This window comes from Deinococcus peraridilitoris DSM 19664 (assembly GCF_000317835.1).
Classification (GTDB): Bacteria; Deinococcota; Deinococci; order Deinococcales; family Deinococcaceae; genus Deinococcus_A; species Deinococcus_A peraridilitoris.
The window spans coordinates 292,159-311,305 of record NC_019789.1 but is presented as its reverse complement, the minus strand read 5'-3'; the positions used below and the strand labels follow the sequence as shown (position 1 = coordinate 311,305).

The 19,147-nt window shown below is 63.2% G+C and carries 10 protein-coding genes and 1 pseudogene; 4 read left to right on the top strand and 7 right to left on the bottom strand.

Annotated elements, in window-relative coordinates; all coding sequences use genetic code 11:
* Positions 1–34 precede the first annotated feature (34 nt).
* From DEIPE_RS20210 to DEIPE_RS25330, 3 genes and pseudogenes are all read right to left on the bottom strand, one after another.
* Entirely contained in the window at positions 35–1,414 is a 1,380-nt protein-coding gene (locus tag DEIPE_RS20210; RefSeq protein ID WP_015231410.1) for a UDP-glucose dehydrogenase family protein, read from the bottom strand.
* 1,187 nt (positions 1,415–2,601) lie between these two features.
* Positions 2,602–3,753, bottom strand: a complete 1,152-nt coding sequence (locus tag DEIPE_RS25335; protein WP_342663298.1) for an Ig-like domain-containing protein — start codon at positions 3,751–3,753, stop codon at positions 2,602–2,604.
* 195 nt (positions 3,754–3,948) lie between these two features.
* Positions 3,949–4,146, bottom strand: a pseudogene (locus tag DEIPE_RS25330) (PKD domain-containing protein); the annotation flags it as partial.
* 380 nt (positions 4,147–4,526) lie between these two features.
* Here DEIPE_RS25330 and DEIPE_RS20195 point away from each other — a divergent pair.
* Both DEIPE_RS20195 and DEIPE_RS20190 read left to right on the top strand, forming a co-directional pair.
* Positions 4,527–6,320 (top strand): hypothetical protein, encoded by a 1,794-nt coding sequence (locus DEIPE_RS20195; protein WP_157449109.1) that lies wholly within the window; start codon positions 4,527–4,529, stop codon positions 6,318–6,320.
* Positions 6,321–7,473: 1,153 nt separating this feature from the next.
* Complete coding sequence (locus DEIPE_RS20190) at positions 7,474–9,615, top strand: hypothetical protein (protein WP_015231406.1); 2,142 nt, start codon at positions 7,474–7,476, stop codon at positions 9,613–9,615.
* Between the two features lie 258 nt (positions 9,616–9,873).
* On the opposite strand, the gene DEIPE_RS20185 is transcribed toward DEIPE_RS20190, so the two are convergent.
* Positions 9,874–11,037 carry a tyrosine-type recombinase/integrase gene (locus DEIPE_RS20185; protein ID WP_015231405.1) on the bottom strand — a complete coding sequence of 388 codons (1,164 nt, stop codon included), beginning with the start codon at positions 11,035–11,037 and terminating at the stop codon, positions 9,874–9,876.
* Between the two features lie 487 nt (positions 11,038–11,524).
* Here DEIPE_RS20185 and DEIPE_RS23420 point away from each other — a divergent pair, with 487 nt between their 5' ends.
* Complete coding sequence (locus DEIPE_RS23420; protein ID WP_015231403.1) at positions 11,525–12,616, top strand: transposase; 1,092 nt, start codon at positions 11,525–11,527, stop codon at positions 12,614–12,616.
* 239 nt (positions 12,617–12,855) lie between these two features.
* On the opposite strand, the gene DEIPE_RS20165 is transcribed toward DEIPE_RS23420, so the two are convergent.
* The 3 genes from DEIPE_RS20165 to DEIPE_RS22720 all read right to left on the bottom strand — a co-directional run bounded on the left by DEIPE_RS20165 (position 12,856) and on the right by DEIPE_RS22720 (position 18,357).
* Entirely contained in the window at positions 12,856–13,236 is a 381-nt protein-coding gene (locus tag DEIPE_RS20165) for an ArsR/SmtB family transcription factor (protein ID WP_041231810.1), read from the bottom strand.
* Between the two features lie 43 nt (positions 13,237–13,279).
* The gene (locus tag DEIPE_RS20160) at positions 13,280–15,418 is read right to left on the bottom strand and encodes a heavy metal translocating P-type ATPase (protein ID WP_015231401.1); all 2,139 of its coding nucleotides are present in this window, start codon (positions 15,416–15,418) and stop codon (positions 13,280–13,282) included.
* Positions 15,419–16,098: 680 nt separating this feature from the next.
* On the bottom strand, positions 16,099–18,357 hold the full coding sequence (locus DEIPE_RS22720) for a putative bifunctional diguanylate cyclase/phosphodiesterase (protein ID WP_052326856.1): 2,259 nt from the start codon (positions 18,355–18,357) through the stop codon (positions 16,099–16,101).
* A gap of 411 nt (positions 18,358–18,768) precedes the next feature.
* Here DEIPE_RS22720 and DEIPE_RS20150 point away from each other — a divergent pair, with 411 nt between their 5' ends.
* Entirely contained in the window at positions 18,769–19,143 is a 375-nt protein-coding gene (locus DEIPE_RS20150) for a DUF4177 domain-containing protein (protein WP_015231399.1), read from the top strand.
* Positions 19,144–19,147 lie beyond the last annotated feature (4 nt).

Genomic DNA, 19,147 nt, shown 5'->3' with positions numbered 1-19,147 from the left:
TTCTATTGTTGGCGGTTTTGGAGTAGTGAAGCGATTAAGCGACGGCGTCCGCAGCAGTCCGCTCGGGGAGTTCTTTACCGATCTGCTCGATGACGGCCGGGACGTCCAGGGGTTCGCTGATGACGTTGCGGGCGTCGATGACCAGTGCATTGCGCATGGAGCGCACCTTGCTGTTCCAGTTGAGGCGGCGGTACTCGGTCCACTCGGTGGCGATGATCACAGCGTCGGCACCGTTGATGGCGTCCTGCGCGGTGGCCGCTTCCTGATAGCGCAGGTGAGCCCATTCCTTGCGGGCGCGCTCCATGGCGACCGGATCGTGCGCGACGACGGTCGCGCCGAGCAGATTGAGGCGGGCGATAAAGTCGTGCGCGGGTGCGTCACGCAGATCATCCGTGTTGGGCTTGAAGGCCATGCCGAGGACCGCGACGCGTTTGCCTTTCAGCAGGCGCAGGTGCTTTTGCAGCTTGTCGATGACAGTCGAGCGCTGACGCTGGTTGACCTCGATGGCGGCACTCAGGATCGGCATTTCGTATCCGTAGTCCCCGCCCGTAGTGATCAGGGCGCTGGTGTCCTTGCCGAAGCAGCTGCCACCCCAGCCCGCGCCGGCCGCCAGGAAGCGGTGACCGATGCGCTGGTCGAACCCGATGCCCGCAGTTACCTCGTCGATGTTGGCCCCCACTCGCTCGCACAGGCCGGCGATTTCGTTGGCGTAACTGATCTTGAGCGCCAGAAAAGCGTTGGCGGCGTACTTGATCATCTCAGCACTGGTGAGGGTGGTTTCCACGACGGCGGGGACGGTGTATTCCTTGGGACGCGGCACGTAGTCGGGCGCCTTGAAGGACTGGTGAATCAGGGGCGCGTAGAGCTGACGCATGCGCACGAGGCCAGCGGCAATGCCACCCAGCACGATGCGGTCCGGGTAAAGGCTGTCGCCGAGCGCGGTGCCTTCACGCAGAAACTCAGGGTTGGACACGACGAAGTAACGGTTGGCGTGGTAGTCCACCGCGTGCTCCTCGATGATACGCGACACCCAGTCACCGCTGCCGATGGGAACGGTGCTTTTGTTGACGATCACCTGGGTTTTCCCGTTGAGGTTCTGGGCAATGCTGCGCGCCGCTCCTTCCAAGTAGCTGAGGTTGGGCCGACCGTCGCTTTGTGGTGGGGTTCCGACGCAGATGAAGATGACGTCGGCATTAGGGATGGCGTGAGCGTAGTCGGTGGTCCAATGCAGATTGGCCTGAGCCTCCGCGAGCAGCTGGTCGAGTCCGGGTTCGTAAATGGGGATCTCCCCGCGTTTGAGCGACTCGATTTTCGTGGGGTCCGTGTCGAGGCCGATGACCTGATGTCCCAGGTAAGCGAGCATCACTCCGGTGCCCAGTCCTACATAGCCAGTGCCAACGATGGTGACATTCATGCTCTCTCCATTTCACTTGCCCTTGAACAAGGACTCATCTTCTGGTGATTGTAGTGGCCTGGGTGTCTTCAGGACGTAAACTTGCCCAGCCCGGAGCGACCCTGTCAATAGGGACCGCTGTCTTTAACAACCCCACATATAGGGCTCACTCTAACGGCATGTTTCTTGCAAATTTATGACAAATGCGGCGGAGAACCTCTCATGAGAAATCGCGTCCAGGACGGCGGTACAGTTGATCTTCGCTTGACGCCATGCCAGTGGCTGCGCCCTCCAGTTCTTCAGCCAGCAGCCACGCGCTTCAGACGATCTTTCGCATCTGGACAGCCTGACTGGGACCGGCGTTACCTCCAACTCATCCGGGCGAGCCCCCGGGGTGTGCTGAGCAGGGGTAAGCGCCAGCAAGGAAGGTCAGCTTGGTATGCTGCCAGACGTGCCCCCATCGCCTGCCGAGTTGTCTGCCCCCGAAGTGCTGGTTTTGTGGCAATTTCTGCTGCTGGCGCCCATAGCGCTGCTCGGGGTGAGCCGGACGAAGCTTTAAGAACTGCCGTCGGGCGAGCTCGGCACCTGGCGCGCCTCCATTCGCTGGGCGAGCGGAGCCTTGATGCAACAGGAGAATTTAAACAGCCTCGAACTGGATGCAGTCACCAGCACCCTTGGCCAGCGCGGGCTGCTCTTGACCAGGGAGAGAGGCCTCCAATTGACCCCGGCAGGTCTGGATGTGGCGCATTACTTGCTGACTGAGTTCATTGGTACGCTCGAAGCAAGGCAGCACCTTCGGGCCTGACGCCAACCTCCGAGAGTACCAGATTAGGCTCGGTGCGCGGCTTACTCTAACGGCGCAGCGCTCGCTTACCTTCAGCGCCGGGAAGACACAGGAGCATGCTGTGATTAAAAGGCCATGCACCCATCGCCCGAACCGCGCTGGCTGGCAACCAGCGGGCCCCACATCATACCGAAACGATTTCTTCGTGGGTCAGCCGTGAAGGAATTTATCTTTACTCCACGTCACTTCAGGACTCACCCGACCCCAGTGCGGTGAGACCGACGGTCGCGCTCGGTTGCCTCCTGTGGTCTCGATCCTGAAGATGGGCGGTCATGGACGTTTTGACCGGGTGAGGACCGGGCAAATTTCAACCAGAGCAGGAGGGGCCCGTGAGGCCCCTCCTACTCTGGTGCGCTGACTTGGTTTACCGAATAACCGTCAGCTGGCAGGTTGTGGAAGCCGACTTGCCGCTGGGGTCGGTCGCGGTGACCGTGACCGTCACTTCACCTGAGCTGTTGTTGTTGGCTTTGGTGATGCTGAGGATGCTGCCGCTGACGCTCAGCGTGGCGCCCTGGAAGGAAGCCGGGGTGACCGAGTAGGTCAGGGCGTCGCCGTTGGGGTCGCTGAAGGCGCCCGCGAGCTCGACCTGGATGGTCTGGTTGCGCAGCACCGTCTGGTCCGCGATGGTTCCCACCACGACTGGGTCGCCGTTGAAGTCGACCAGCACGGTGCTCTCGGCACTGCCAGCTTCGTTGCCGGCCGCGTCGACCGCGACCACGTGGTAGATGTGCGTGCCCTGGTCCGCCGAGGCATAGCTCACCGTGAACGAGGCGGCGCCGTCCTGTGCACTTTGGGTGCCGAGCAGCGTCGTTCCTTCGTACAGCTTGAAGGTCGCCACGCGGTCGTTGTCGCTGGCGCTCACGGTGAAGGTCGCGTCTCCAGCAGCGCTGACCTTCGCGGGGGCCTGCAGCGTGACGTGCTGTGGCGCCTGCACGTCCTGGCGGGTGAAGGTGACGCTCAGCGAGGCGGGCTGGCCGCTCACGACGGTCACGGTGCTGGTGTCCGGCGTGTACGTCCAGCCGCCGTCGGTGAAGCTCGCTCCCTCGAGGGTGTAGACGCCGCCCTTGAGGTCCTTGAGCGCGCTGCCGTGCTGAACGCTGGCGCTGAACCCGTCCGGGCCATTGAGAGTGAAACTGCGGCCTTCGGGAGTGCCCATCAGGCTGACGCTGAGCGTGCCGGTGACCGCCTGGTACGCGACGTTCACGACGCCCACCTGGCCGGCCTGCAGGTCCAGGCTGGCGGGCGTGACGCTCGCGGCGTACTGGTAAGTCCCGTCGGTCGCCGCCGCGGCGCTGATGGTGTACTGGCCCGGCTTGAGGTACGGCAAGGAGCTGAAGCCGCCCGCCGTGAGGGTGTGAGCAAAGCCGTCGGGGCCAGTGATGCTGACGCTGGGCGTCACGCTGCCTGCCTCGAGCGTGAGGTGGATCTTGCCGTCGATGGCGGCGAAGGACAGGGTGGCGTTCGTGGTTTGCCCGTTGACGACCTGAAACTGCACGGGCGCGGCGCGGTAGGTCATGTCACCGCTCTGCACGTCAGGGGCGCTGAGGGTGTAGGTTCCTGCGGGGAGACCGCTCACCAGCCCGCCGGTCGGAATGGTGATTCTTTCGTTGGCGGCGTTGGTGAGCACCAGCGCTATGCCCGCGTTGAGGGGCAGGCCGCTGAAGCCCACTTGCGCGCTGCCCGTGCTGATGGCCGCAGGCACGTTCACGGTGATGCTTTTGCTGGCGCTTGTGGACAGGCCGGCGGCGTCGAAGGCGGTGGCGGAGACCGTGAACGTGCCATTCTGGCTGAAGGAACGGGTGAAGCTGAAGCCGTCGCCGTCGGCGTCCTCGACCGTCTCGTCACCCAGCGTGAAGCGCACTTTGGTGACCTTGACGTTGTCCTGGGCGCTGGCGCTGAAGGTGACGTTGGTGCTGGCCTCCCGGCTCTGCGATCAGCGACACCCTCACGCCGACCTTATGCCGCTTTACAGAATGCGGACACCACAATGACAGGCCCTCCAGCATTCTCGTTTCTTCACAATCAACAGCTTTCTAAGAAGCTGCTTAAAATGCGACCAAGTGCGTTCTCGCCATCTCGCGTGATGAACGGGTTTCAATACAGAAGCCGGACCCACAACCCACCCCTGGAGGCCGTATGTTCGCACGCTCGACATCCGCATTCCCGCCTCGTTCCCTGCTCACGGCTTCTCTGGCCCTGCTGATGACGGCCTGCTCTCAGCAGGCAAGTTCGCCCGGGCCGCAGCCGAACGACCCAGGCTCAACGGGCACCGGTACCCTGAGCGTGGCGGTGAATGGCGTCCCCAGTGGGTCCACCGCCCAGCTCCAGGTGTCCGGCCCCAACAACTTCAGCAAATCCCTCGCAACGACCGCTTCATTGGCCGTCAAACCCGGCGTGTATACCGTGACGGCCAATGACCTCACCAGTGCGGGCAAAACGTACCGGGCCAGCCTCAGCAGTACCTCCGCCACGGTCACCGCCGGAAAAACCGCCAGCATCACCGCCACTTACGCGCTCGCCACCGCCAGCATCAATGAGTTGACCGCCACTCCTGCCGGCCTCGGCGCTGCCGGTGGCGCCCTCACCCTCAACTGGTCAGGCACCAACCTTGGCAGCAACAGCCTCAGCGTCGAACCCACCCTAGATGTGACCGGACTGCCGGGTGGAGCGATCAGCGCGAACAGCGTCACCGTCAACCTGCCCGGGAACAGCGGACTGACGGCCATGACCTACACCTTTACCCTCACCAGCACGTCCAGTTCGGGCGGCACTGTCACCCGCAGCATCACCGTCACCGTCGCTTCGGCCAGCAAAGGCGCCCTGAACCTCAACGTCATCGGGCTGCCACAGGACACCGGCGCCGAGATCAAAGTGACGGGTTCCGGTGGGTTCTCCCGAACCGTCACGACTACCAGCAACCTCACGGACCTCACTCCGGGCAGCTACACCGTCAGCGCCAACAGCGTCTCGGCCGGAGGCCTGAACTATCAGCCGACCGTCAAGGGCAGCCCGGTCAACGTGCAGGCTGGAAAATCAGCTTCAGTGGGCGTGACTTACACGCAGGTACCCGTCAGCGTCAGCCTCTCACCCAAAGGCGTCACGATGGCACCAGGCGACACCACCTCATTCGAAGCGACCGTTCTGGGCGCGGTGGACACCGGGGTGATCTGGACGACCGACGGGGGCGTCATCAGCGGCAGCGGCCGCAGGGTGATCTACCAGGCACCCGGCGAGCCCGGCACGTATCACGTCACCGCGACCAGCACCGCCGACAAAACCAAACAGGTCACGGCCACCGTGACCGCCCAGGCGAACGCCAGCGTTCCGAACCTGTCCGGCATCTGGGTGGGTTCGCACAACCTGGAACGAAGTGACGAGCGTCAGCTGCTGAACCTGGTCATCACGCAAGACTTCCAAGGCAACCTGAGCGGGCGCCTGCACACCGGACCGGATTTGTGGAACGTGCGGCTCACTGGCTCCCTGGGCAGCGGCGAACTCACGGGCAGCACCGCCAACGGTGGCGAGGTGACGCTCAAAGGAACCTTCCAGCGTGACGCGCCGTATACCTTCACGGGGATCATCACCGTCACACGCGGCGGCACACCCAGCGCCGACAATCTCACGATGAACCTCGACGTGCCCGGCGGTGAAGTAAAAACGCCGGCGCCAGAACCGCAACCCATCTCGGCGCTGTTGTCTTACAAGGGAAACTGGGTCTTCGGCTACTCCCCGGTTTACCACGGCCCGAGCGCCAAACGGGGTGTGATCTACCTGACCGAGGAGTCACGCACCAATGGCGTAATCACCGCCACCGGCACCCGCGCGGTCTGTGACCGGGATCCTGAAGCGCTCGACGCACAGTGCGAACTCGCCGGGCCTGCCAGTGTCACGGTCGAGAATAACGTCGTGACGGTGCTGTTCGAGGACGTGCATCCCGTCACCAGTTACCGCTCCCAGAACATGAAGTCGTCGGGAGGGCTGGTCCGCGAGGCGGGCCGATTCCTGATGGGGGGACAAGGAACCGCGATCGGTGGGGAGCGCGACAACGGCATTCAGTTCCAGATGTACCGCCGGGACCGTTGATCGACGAAACCCGTCAGGACATTCACACGCCAGGCGATCATCGCCTGGCGTCTTTCCTCTGGTCCTGACGGCCTGAGCCGAGGATGCAAAGACCGAATGGGATCTCCGTGCTTTTCCTGAAGCTTGGCCTGGCCTGGCGAAAACGACGGTCCTGAGGGATGCGAATTGATTTCGTCTGCCACTAATTGTGCCACTAAATAGGGCGGTAGAGAGGAGGCCTGACGGTGGGAGGCCGGGAAGGCCGTTAACAGAAAAGTGGGTGTAGGACGAGTTGGGCGAATTTAGGGTGTAGTGCAGGGAAGCCTTTCAGGCTTCTGTTAATCGAATGGTCGTAGGTTCGATCCCTACCTGCCGAGCCAGAAAAAACCCCCTCCTGGAGGGGGTTTTCCTTTTGGGAGAAAAACAGAATATGGGCTGACCGACGCCGTGCCACTCATTCTGCCACTAAATGTCGAAAGCGACCGCCAGAGCCGAGATCCTCCAACCCAGCCGGGAGCCAAGCTGGTCTCGTTCGGGGTGATTCCGGTGGTGGCCCTGGACGGCCGCTCAGATTGCAGGACAAGTGCAAACGCTCCGCCTTACAGTTTGTCGGTGCACAGTTCAGCGCGCTGCTTCGTCTTGGACGGTTCCACGTTCACCCGTGGCAGCCCACTCCGGCCCCCTTGAAGCACCCAACCCAGATTTTCTTTCATTTTTATTACCGAGAAGGTGGGTGGGAGATGTGACATGGCGTCTCAGTGCCGCTTTCTTTCAAAAAGAAAGTATGAGCCCACGGTGAACAAAATGCCCATAGATGAGCCTATCAAAAACCCTAACTGAGGTTTACGCTCATTATCAGACCGGTTTGAGACCGAGACGCGAGCCTGACCGACCGCCCGCCCGAACAGCTGAAGTGGCGGTGAGAACAACCCAAAGGAGGTGCATCTGGGAGACTGACCGCCCCCGGAATTCAAAGTGAAGACTGCGGCGTACATCAAGGCACGCCACAGTCGCCCACGTCATGCGGAACGGCCGGCAAGCAAGCTCCGCACCCACCCCAGCTTGAGGTGAACCCACCATACTGCACGGTTCGCAGCGCGAACCGTGTCGGCGGGCACCTCGCTGCTTTTTGACCCTGCCACGGCAGGGACACCCGAAAGGCAAGTGTCTCCCCATGCCCAGCCACACCCGCTCACGCGCCTGGTTCATCTCCCTCGTCCTGCTGCTCGGCAGCTGCGCCCAAGTGCCCCCGACCCCACACGACCCGGCACCCACCGCGTCCACCGGCACGCCCCGCCTTACCGGTACCCCAGCTTCCTCGGCCGTCAAACTGACCGTCCAAAGCGTACCCGTTCCGGACACCAGCGCGGCCTTCGCCTTTCTGGCCCCCCTGGACAGCCGCGCGACCAGCGACCTCACCCGCTTTGACGCGTCCCTCACGCCGTTGCTGTCCGTGACGGTATGCCGGGTCCAAGGATCGGCGTGTCCCGTCCTGGCGACCTTCACCAGCAGCAGCAAGACCAGCGAGCGGCTGCGTCTCGACTCGGCCGCCGGACAGTACCTCACCGCCTGGTCGGCCGCCAGCGCCGACCTGACGGCCGGTCAGACCCTGCGCCTCGCGGTGTCGCTGAGTGGACTGCAACTCGGGACGACCAGCCTGACCGTCGAAGCGGGCGGCAATCTGCGCACGATGGACGGTCAACTGATCAGCATCAACAAAAACCGCACCCTTCCGATCACCTTCCGCGTGGAGAACCACCCGGTCGTTCGGGCGCACGCCCTCAAGACGCTCGGCAAAAGCGCCAGCCAGATCGCTCAGGCGCTCAAAAGCGAGTTCGATCTCGCGGCGGACGTCACCGCACAACTGCTGCGCAACGAAGGCTTCAGTGCCGACCAGGTGGCCGGCGCGCTCAAGGACGTGTTCGCGCTGGGTGATCTGGCCACCGCCACGATTCTTCAGCGCGTCGAGTACCCGATCAACGCTATCGCCGGCGCCTTGAAGTCCGTCTTCAGTCTGTCCGACATCGGCAACGCCACCATCCTCAAAACCCTCAACTTTACTGCGCCTGAGGTGGCCGGCGCACTCCAGGCCGTCTACGCGCTGAGTGATCTGGCCAACGCGACGATCCTCAAGACCGTCGGTTTCGGGGTCGAAGGCATCACGCTGGCCCTGCAGCAGGTCTACAGCCTGACCGATACGGCCAATGCGACGATCCTCAAGGGCATCGGCTTTGCCGCCGACGCGGTCGCGCTGGGCTTGAAACAGGTTTACAGCCTGACCGACGCGGCCAGCGCCGCGGTCCTCAAGACGGTGGGTTTCGCGGCTGAACACGTCGCGCAGGCCATGAAGCAGGTGTACAACCTGACCAGCCAGGCCACCGCCAACCTGCTCAAGGGCGTCGGCTTCGCCGCCACCGCCGTGGCGCGCGCCATGAACCTCGCTTACAGTCTCGGGGACGCCGCGACCACCCAGGTGCTGAAACTCGCCGGTTTCACGGCCGTGCAGGTCGGCGAAGCACTCAAGAACGTCTTCAACCTGGGCGGTCAGGCCACCGCCGCCTTGCTCAAAGGCGCCAACTTCACGGTGAACGAAGTCGCCGAGAGCCTCAAGTCGGTCTTTGGCATCGCGGCGAACGTCGCCACCGTGATCCTGAAAGACATCGGCTTCCCCCCCGAACTGATTGGCGGTGCCTTGAAGATCATCTACGTCTTGACGGACGTCGCGGCCGCCAACGCGCTGAAGCTCGCCGGCTTCGCCGCCGAGCAGATCGCCAGCGCCCTCAAGATCGCCTACGCGTTGACGGACGTGCTGACCGCCAACGTGCTCAAGACCCTCGGGTTCACGGCCAGTCAGGTCGGTCAGGCCCTGAGGCAGGTCTTCCTGCTGGGCGACGCCGCGACGGCCGCGGCCCTCAAGTCCGCGCTGTTCACGGCCACGCAAGTGGCTCAGGCGTTGAGCGTGGTCTTCGGGCTGGGCGACCAGGCAGTATCAGGGGTGCTCAAAACCGTCGGATTCGCGGTCAATGAAATCGCTGAGGCCGGCAAAGCCCTCTTCGGCTGGAGCGGTCAGCGGGCCGGGGAAGTCCTCAAGGCCATCGGTTTTGGAGCGGACGCGATCGCCGGCATCCTCAAGGACGTGTTCGGCTTCTCGGTCCAGCAGGTGGCGGATTTGCTCAAGGATGTCCTCGGCTTCGGTCAGGATGCTATTGAAGGCGCGTTGGCGGCCGCAGGATTCCTGGCCGGCGAAATCGCCGGTGTGATCGAGGACCTGTTCGGTGCCGTCGGTGACGTGTTCTGTGGGATCTTCGGCTGCTGAGACCTGAAGGCGGTCTGCTGAGCAGTTCGAAGGCACCGCCCGGAACCACCCTCTGCTGAAATGCCACCCGGTCAGCAGCACCGAGTCAAGCGCAGCCACACCTTCAAGGTGTGGCTGCGCTTGACTGCGGCAGTGAAAATCACATCAGGCGGTGTTGGTTGGCCCGGCGCTGAAGGCCGAGGCGACCGCGGCACCGAAGCGGGTCATCGTGCTTGACCGTCAGCGCACTCCAAGGTCCGCCGTGATCAGCCGCGGACGCTATAGCGTCCCGTCCTCCAGCAACTCCTTCAAGCTGATCGCCGCGCGCTTGCGTTCCTGAGGCAGCGCGTCCTGATACACCCGCGCGGTGAAGGCCGGATCGGCATGCCCGACAAACTCCGCGATCGCCCGCAGCGACAGGCCTTTTTTGGCGCCCAGGATGCTGACGTAGGTGCGGCGCAGGTCATGCACCCGGATCTTCTTCACGCCCGCTTCGCGGCACAGGCGGGTGTGGGTGCGGTTCATGGTGCTGGGCCGCAACGGCCAGCCGTCACTCCACGACAGAAATACGAAGTCCTCTTCCCGCCAGGGTGCGGGAGTCAAGGCCGTGACGGGCGCCCAGCGCTCACGGTGCTCCTGCAGGATCGGCAGCAGATCATTGGGCAGCGGCACCACCCGCACGGCGTTGCGCGACTTCGGCGGGCCGAACTGCAGCTTGCCGGCAATTTCGGTGATGGTCACCCGGACGTGCAGCTCACGCTGCTCGAAATCGAGGTCCTGCCAGCGCAAGCCCGCCAGTTCTCCGCGCCGCAGGCCGGTCAGGATCGCGGTGATCCACAGCGCCTTGAGTGGATGGTCCTGGACGTGCTGCCAGAAGGTCTGCACTTCGGTGAGCGTCCAGGACTGCTGGAGGGTGCGGGGCACCTTGGGCGCGCGAACCAGCGCGGCGACATTGCGGGCGAGGATTTCTTCGCGCACCGCGTCCTGCAAGGCGGTCTTGAGGTGATTGTGGGCCCGGCGGATGCTGGATTCCGACCTGCCCGCCTCGCGGAGCTTGCGGTGCAACAGCCGGATGTCGTCGGTCGCGAGTTTCTCCAGCCGGACCGGACCGAGGTACGGCTTGACGTGATTCTTGAAGGTGCCGCGGTAATCGAGCAGGGTGGAAGGGCGTTTGTCGTTCTGTTCTTTGGCGAGCAGCCAGCCATCGAGATACTCCCCCAGCGTTTTGCGCCAGGCGATGGTGAGGGTTCCTTTGTCCCGCTCGACCATCGCCTGGCGCAGGTACCGCTCGGCTTCTTTCTGGGACGCGAAGGCGCGCTCCAGGTGACGTTTGCCGCTGGGATGGTGACGCGAGAGGGGCACGCGCGCCACCCACTGGTTGCGGGCTTCACGGTAAAACACGCTGCCGGTGTCGTTGCTGCGCCGGCCCTCGTTACGCGCCATACCAAACCCCACTGGGGGCGCAGGCGCTCAACGAACAAAGCCAGTGGTAAGTCAGGTGGGTCATGGTCGTCCTCCTCGTGAAGGGGGTGGCTTGAAGTCAAGTCACCCCGCGGTGGTCGCCAGACTTCTTTGCATGTTGAGCCGGGTAGAGGCATGCTCGGCTTGTCACGACCTCCCGAGCCGACAAGCCTGAAGACTTCTTGGACCCCCAAGGTCGCTACGCAAATCCTGGCTGGCTCGGGACCCTTCGCTCAGGCAGAACAGTACCAAAGGCTCCCAAGCCTGCATGCAAAATCATGCCGAACGAACCGGTACGTGACCACACCACCAGGAGGGTGCCATGTACGTCCTCGGAATCGACATCGGCAAGCAAGAACTCCACGCCAGACTCCTCCAAACCAAGACGCCCAACGACCCGCAAACAGTCAACCGACCGCGGGTCTACTCACATCTTGCAGTTTAGATAAAAGTCGTCTGGAGCGCACTTTTGGCCCCATTGTGGGGTGTGAATCCAAAAGAGCTGCGTTCCAGACGACTCTATTCTGACATCCTTGCTTGCTTCACCCGCAAGCAGCACCTCGACTCCTTCCAGGTCTTCCTCGACCTCCTGCTCGAAGCCAAAGGCAGGCCGCTCCCTGTACAAGCCACCGTCAAGTCGCCCGCCGCCCTGAGCCGCTTCCTCAATCACTACGGCTGGTCCACCCGCTTGCTGGTTCGAGCGATGAGGCAGCACGCACACCAAACCCTGCTCGACTTCTGGCAGCACGCCCCACATCAACACCCAAGGTTGGAACTGCTGATCGACCTGACCAGCCTCGAAAAGACCGGCAAGTTCGAGGAGCTCGACGACTGGATGCACGTGTATAACAGCGTCCAAGGGGTACATCTGGTCGTGCTCTACCTGTGCTGCGGGCCACTCCGGCTGCCCTGGACCTTTCAGGTGTGGCGTGGCAAAGACACTCCTTCACCCGCCATGTTGGCGCTGAAACTGCTGCGTACCGTTCCCAAACAGTTGTTGAATTCAGGACGGCAGGCCCGTGTTCATGCTGACGGTGGGTTCGACAGCGCCGACTTCATCCACGGCGTCCTCGACCAGGGGCTTGATCTGATCGTGGGTGTGCGCAAAAACCGCAGGCTCGCAGATGGATGCAAAGTGGAAAACCTGACCGTGCGGGGCAGCATGGTGCAACTCCAAGGACTCCGGCAGCCAGTGTGCATTTCCTGGGTGTGGCTGTACCGGAATGACGAAAGCGAGCAGCGCTTCGTGATGCAGGGCCGCAAAATGGGTGGCGTTCACCTCGCTCGGGTCGGCAAGCGGAGGTGGAAAATCGAGGGTTTTTTCAAAACGATCAAGGGGAGGTTCGGGCTCTCTCGCTTTGCCCAGCACAGCAAGCGGGCAGGCGTCCTCATGGGCGTCCGTTCTGCCCAAGAAACAGGGGGTGCTGCGCTGGTGGTGCCTGTCCGGACTCGCTTTTCTACTGTGCCACCTTCAGGACCTCGACTTGCCACCCAAGCAGTCGGGAAGCTGGCCCGACTGGGGAAAGCTGGCTCAGCAACTGCGGGTGATGCTTGTCTTTGAGGTCCGACGTGTTGCCCTGCTGCTGGAACTCGATGCCGCTCACGACGCCCTTCTCGCCTCATCTCCCTGAACTGCAACATCTGAGAGGAGTGAACAGCACCAGTGAGTCGTCCCGGGATCGCCACGCGCCTCCCGTGTGTCGTCATGCCTCGGATATTCAGCAGTCGAACGCTGCTTGACGCGGGAAGTCCCCGGCGGCGAACCTGCCTGTCCTCCGGTGATTACGACCGTTGCGAACATCAATGTTCCTGAGCGTGCTGCAGGGCATTTCCGATCAGCAGCGTCACGTGATGGTCTGCCAGCCGGTAGTACACGGTTCGGCCCACCTTCCGGGAAGCCACGAGCCGGTGAGCGCGCAGCAGCCGCAGCTGATGGCTCGTGGCGGACTCGCTGATGCTCACGACGAGCGACAGGTCGTGCACGCACAATTCTTCCGCTGCAAGAACGGAAAGCATTCGCAGTCTGGTAGGGTCCGCCACGACTTTCAGCAAGGCGCTGGCGTCCTCGACACACGCGTCGTCCGGGAGAGCCTGGCGGGCGCGCGCGACGGCTTCAGGGTGTGTGCAGGCCGTCTCGCAGATCGTCTCGCCGGCAGGGTGTGCTGTGAAAGGCGTCGTCATAGGTCTCCAGTAGGTCGCCGTGAGGCGGAGGTGCAGCGTGACCTCATTGGGGTCCACCACGGAAGCGCAGCAGGCGCAGTGCGTTCGCGGTGACCAGGGCGGTGGCGCCCGTGTCACTGAGAATGGCGGGCCACAATCCGGTGATGCCGAGCAGGGTCGTGAAGAGGAACACCAGCTTGAGCCCGACGGCGAACGCGACGTTCTGCTTGATGTTGGTCATGGTGGCACGGGAAAGGCGCACCATGTCCGTGACGCCTTGCACGCGGTGATGCAGCAGCGCCGCGTCTGCGGTTTCGAGGGCGACGTCGGTGCCTCCCCCCATCGCGATGCCGACGTCCGAGGCAGCCAGTGCAGGTGCGTCGTTGATCCCGTCCCCGATCATGGCGACCTTTCCTTGTTGCCGGAACTGCTCGACAAGCCGGAGCTTGTCTTCGGGGAGCAGCTCTGCGTGCACGTCCACACCAAGGTCACGGGCGATGGCCCGGCCTGTGCGGGCATTATCGCCGGTCAGCATCACGGGATGCACGCCCAGCGCCTTGAGGTTTGTGACTGCGGCCCTGGCGTCGGCGCGCGGTTCGTCACGCAGGGCGATCAATCCCAGAGGTCCGTCGCTGTTCGTCAGCACCACGACGGTCTTGCCCTGCTCCTCGAGCGCCTGAAGGCGGGTCTGCACTTCGGGGGTGAGGCCGACGGTGTCATGCGCGTGGCGGGGTGAGCTCACGGCATACGGGTGTCCGTCGATGGTGGCAGTGACCGCTTTCCCGGGAAGCGCACGCGCGTGCGTGGCCATGGGCACGTCGAGGCCAGCTGCGGCCCCCATGATCGCCTTTGCCAGCGGGTGGTTCGAGCCCGCTTCGATGCTGGCAGCGAGGCGCAGCACCTCCTGCTCGTTGCCGAACAACGGCGTGATGTCCGTCACGCGCGGGCGCCCTTCAGTCAGCGTGCCGGTCTTGTCGAACGCGACGGTGTTCACGCTGCCGATACTTTCCAGGGCGGCGCCTCCCTTGATGAGCAGGCCGTGCCGGGCACCGGCGCTGAGGCCGCTGGTGATCGCTGCGGGCACACTCAGCACCAGGGCGCAAGGGCACCCGATCAGCAGGAGGGTGATACCGCGGTACAGCGCGTCAGGGAGGTATTCACCCATCAGCAGCATGGGGATCACGGCGGTGAGGGTCGCGATCAACACCACGAGCGGTGTGTACACGCGTGAAAAGCGGTCGATAAAGCGCGCCACGGGCGCTTTTCCGGCTTCAGCCTGCTCGACCAGGTGGATGATGCGGGCGATGGTGTTGTCCCGCGTTTCACGCTCCACCCGGACAGTGAGCACGCCGTCCGTGTTGATGCTGCCCGCGTACACGGTCTCACCGACGGTCTTGCTGACGGGAACGCTTTCCCCTGTCACGGGAGAATCGTCGAGGTGGCTGGTGCCTTCGGTGATGACGCCGTCAGCGGGCACGCGGTCGCCCGGCTGCACCTGAACGAGCGTTCCAATCTGGAGGGCGTCGACGGGCAGCTCGAAGACCTTGTTTTTCTTGAGGACGCGGGCCGTCTTGGGCGTGAGTTTGGCGAGGGCCTTGATGCCACTGCGGGCTTTGCCGACCGCGACGCCTTCGAGCAGGTCACCGACCGCGAAGAAGAACACGACCACCGCTCCTTCTGCGGCTTCACCGATCAGCAGTGCGCCCAGGGCAGCGAGGGTGACGAGGGTGTTGATGCTGAAGGGATCACCGGCGCGGGCGCCCGCGACCGCTTTCTTCGCGAGGGGCCAGGTGCCGAGCAGGGTGGCGGCGGCGTAACCCCAGGGAGCAAGGCGAGGTTCGATTTGGCTGAACAGGAATGCGAGGGCGAGCAGGGCACCGGTGGTCAGGACGAGTCGGCCCTGGCGGGTAGCGTACCAGGGGGTGGCTTCATGTTCGTGTCGTTCACCGTCATCGCCAAGCAGGGGTTTGGGGGTGTGGCCGAGGTCGCGCAGGGTCTTTTCGAGGGTTGAGCGGGGTGTCCGTGTTTCGTCGAGGGTGACCTTGAGGGTCTGGGTGGTGAGGTTGGTGCGGGCGCTTGTGGCGCCGGGGGTGCGTTGCAGCGCCCCTTCAATTTTGCGAACGCAGGTAGGGCAGTCCATACCTTCCACGAAGTATTCGAGCGTGGCAGGCTCGGTGTGGGAAGCAGTCGCGGCTCGGCTCATACTGCCAGTATATCTGAATAGATGCTCAGAGATAAGGAAAAACGGGCTGTACCATGATCGCTACCACGGCAACGTACGTCACGTCGTTCGCTGCTCCTCGAACTGCTGGCCCGTTGGAAAGCCGTTGACTGGAGTGCCCGCGAGGTCCGCTGGCGCTCACCGGCATACTCGTCGAACGGCCACACCAGCTGCGAAGCGGCGAAGCTGGCAGAATGCCCGCGGGTACACGGCCCAAACGGCGCTACGTCCGGAATCGAACGCATACCGCGCGGAAGTCCAGCGCGGCACCATCCGCGTCGGGCACTACCTCACTTTCACCTGGCAACCGCGCCATCTGGCCGAACGCTTCAAGGCCGCCGGCTTCCGCGAGCTCGGACTCGTTCTCAGACCTTCGGCCATCCGGCCCGTGGAATCACTTGCGGCTCATGACCACCGACCAGCAGCGCCCACAGGACGTCATCAACGCTGCGATCGTCAACGTCGCCTCAGCTGACCGGCGGCCAAGGCGACGTGTCTCACTCCACTACCGGTCCCAAGGGTTCACTCCAGATGGGCGAACGCACCTGGTGTGGTGCGTATCAGGGGAGAGCCCCGACGTCGTACCCGAATCCGGATGAATTCAGGAACAAGAGGGCGGAATGCGGGCCAGTGCCAAGGTTGGCGACCCGAATGTTGTCTGTTCAGTTTCCTCGCGGAGGAATCCGGATGTCGTCGAGAAACGCCAGGATCATGTCGGCAGGAAGAGGCCGTGAGAACAAAAATCCTTGTCCGAACGGACAGCCGAGCTGCAGGAGCGTTTCACGTTGCGCTTCGGACTCGACGCCTTCAGCAACGCACTCCAGCCGCAGGTGGCTGGTGAGGCGCATGATCACCTCCATGAACGCGCAATCGCCGGGCAAGATCTGCACGAAGGACTTGTCGATCTTCAGTTTGTCGACGCTGAGCCGGTGAAGGTAGCTCAGGCTGGAGTACCCGGTCCCAAAATCATCGAGCGACACCCGAGCGCCAAGGGTCCTCAGCGCGCATAAGGTGGCGTTTCCTTCGTCTGCGTCGGCGATCAGGGCACTCTCGGTCAACTCCAGCACCAGCGCTGAGCCCGAAACGCCCGTATCACGAAGTGCACAGCGGACAAGCTCTACGAAATCGCCATGCTGAAACTGCAGCGAGGAGACATTCACACTCACCGTGACATCATGTCCAGCCGCATGCCACTCACCCACACGCCGGAGCGCTTCACGCAGAACCCATGCGCCCACCTTGACGATCAAACTGCGCTGCTCGAGGACCGGAACGAACTCCGCCGGTGACACGGTCCCCAGTTCGGGCGAAGACCAGCGAAGCAATGCCTCCAGAGAACGCGTGCGTCCACTCACGAGGTCGACAATCGGCTGGTAATGCACGCTGAATTCACCGCGTTCGAGCGCTCCTGCGAGATGCGTTTCGAGCTGCAGTCGCCGGTGCGCGCCTGCTTCCAAGCGCTCCTCATAAGCGCGCCAGGCGTTGCGGCCGTGCTGTTTGACTTCCCGCATGGCCAGATCAGCCTGGTAGAACAGCATCCCTGCTCCGTCTGCAGCGCGCAAATCGAGCATCGCGATGCCGACACTTGCGCTCATGACCACAGCCCCGCCACCGAGCTCAAACGGACGCGCGAGCGCTTCCACCACGGTCGCAGCCACCCGCCTGGCTTCGTCGGGTCCTGCGCCGCGCAACAGCACTGTGAACTCGTCTCCAGCGACCCGTCCGACAATGTCGTCAGAATGCACGCACCCCTTCAGACGCTTGGCGGTTTCCCTCAAGGCCACGTCACCGGCCGCCTGCCCGAGACTGTGATTGATCAGCTTGAAGTGATCAAGATTCACCGCCAGCAGGGCCAGGGGTGTCGCGCGTGTGCGCGCTTCGATTGCCGCGTCACGGGCGTGCTGGGTCAGCGCGTCGCGATTCAGAGCGCCCGTCAGCGCGTCATGTCGCGCCTGCTGGACGAGCAGGCGCTGTAAGTGGCGTTCCTGCATCTGAGCGAAGGTCGTGCGAAGCAGTGCCAGCAAGGCAACGAGGATCACACCGATCGTCACGCCGATTCGGCGAAGCATGCCGTCATCGCCGGGACCGCTCACGAGTACGGCGATGACGGCAAGCAGACCGAGATGGGGCAGGATCGACAGGGTGTCCTTCGCGCGCTCCTGCCAGATATCGTGCCAGCCCCGCTGAGTTCGGTTTCGCTGCTGCGCGGCGACGGCTGCGAACGCGAACAAGGCGCCACTCAGGGACCACAGGGCGTTGGTGGGATGCGACCACGTGACCCCGTGCGTGAGGAGCAGATACTGGTAAGAGACGTCGGCGGCGACGTAGGCGGCGAGCGCGGCGGACACCAGCACAAACTCGCGCGAAGCGATGTTGCGCGGATACCACAGCAGCGTGCTGAAGAGCAGCGCAAAGGTCACCAGGTCTGCGGCCGGAAAAGCGATGGCGGCAACGAGTGCCGTCCATGACCGCGAGGCGTCATGCAACGCCTCGGCTGTGAAGAAGTGCCAGTAGGCGGTGGCTGCCGCCGTGGTGACCATCATGGTGTCGAGGGTGAAGCCCAGACGGCTGCCGGTGGTGCGCGAATGAGTGCGGTAACGGGCAAAACCGAAGCACACAAAGGGCAGGAAGAACAGAAACGCGGCGTCTGAGAAGGTCGGGCTGACGTTGCGCTGCAGCGTCCATTCGATCCAGCCACTCGCTGCCTGCGCCGCGACCCACACGCTCAGCATGAGTGCAAACACCTGCCAGGTACGGCGGGCCCGGCCGTCGAGCGAACGGCAGGTCCGCCAGGCCAGGATTGCGCCGGGCACGAACGCGAGCACGTACATGGAGTTTCCGAAGTGCACTTCGGCGAGCTGTCCTCGGGGAGCGAAAAGTGCCCACAAGAAATGCCCCGCGGCAACCAGCAAGGCAAACATTGGCAGAATCTGCCTGATTTGGTCGGGTCTCTCGGTCCTGCCCACCGGGTGAGGGGCAGGCAGGATGCTTGCTGACCGCCTGAAAACTGTCATCGGTCCTCCATGAGACGGAATGGATGCTTGGCATCTGAGGGTGCTCGCGATCGTCAAATTGCCCGGCACAAGTTCTTGCCTCAAGAACAAATCTTTGGTTGACTGTATCGCGCAGGAACTCACAGTTTTCTTACACTATTTGCTTTTTTTACAAATGTTGCCGCTGCACGAAACGCTGAGTCCCTCAACTCCTGTAAAAACTGGAGTGAACGGCCTCAACCCCTGGCCGATCAGTCGGAACTGGCATGAGCTGGACCGATGCAGGTTTCATGCCACATATGCGCCTCACGGGGATGAAGATTTAGTTAAGGTTAGGGCATGACCGCCGCCTCGTACCCCCGCAACGAAGTCCTTCAGCTTCTTTCGCGCCAACCGCTCGATTACGCCGGAGCCGTCCGGGCCCTCAGCCCTCGCTACGGCCCGGACGCCATCGAAGGCGCGATCTTCGAGTTGCTTCACGACGACTCGCTCACCGTCGAACGCGACGTTCTGCGTCCCACTTCCAGAGCGGCAACCCACATCACGCCTTGGGAGTACCAGGCGCAACAGGCGCAGTTCATTTTCCAGCTGGTGGAGAAACTGAACGCCGCCGCGGACGATGGTTGGGAACTCGTCAGCATCACCACAGAATCCGCAGGCGCCTTCGCGGCGCAAGTGCATGTCGCGCTCCTGAAACGACCGCGCGCAAAGTAGGGGT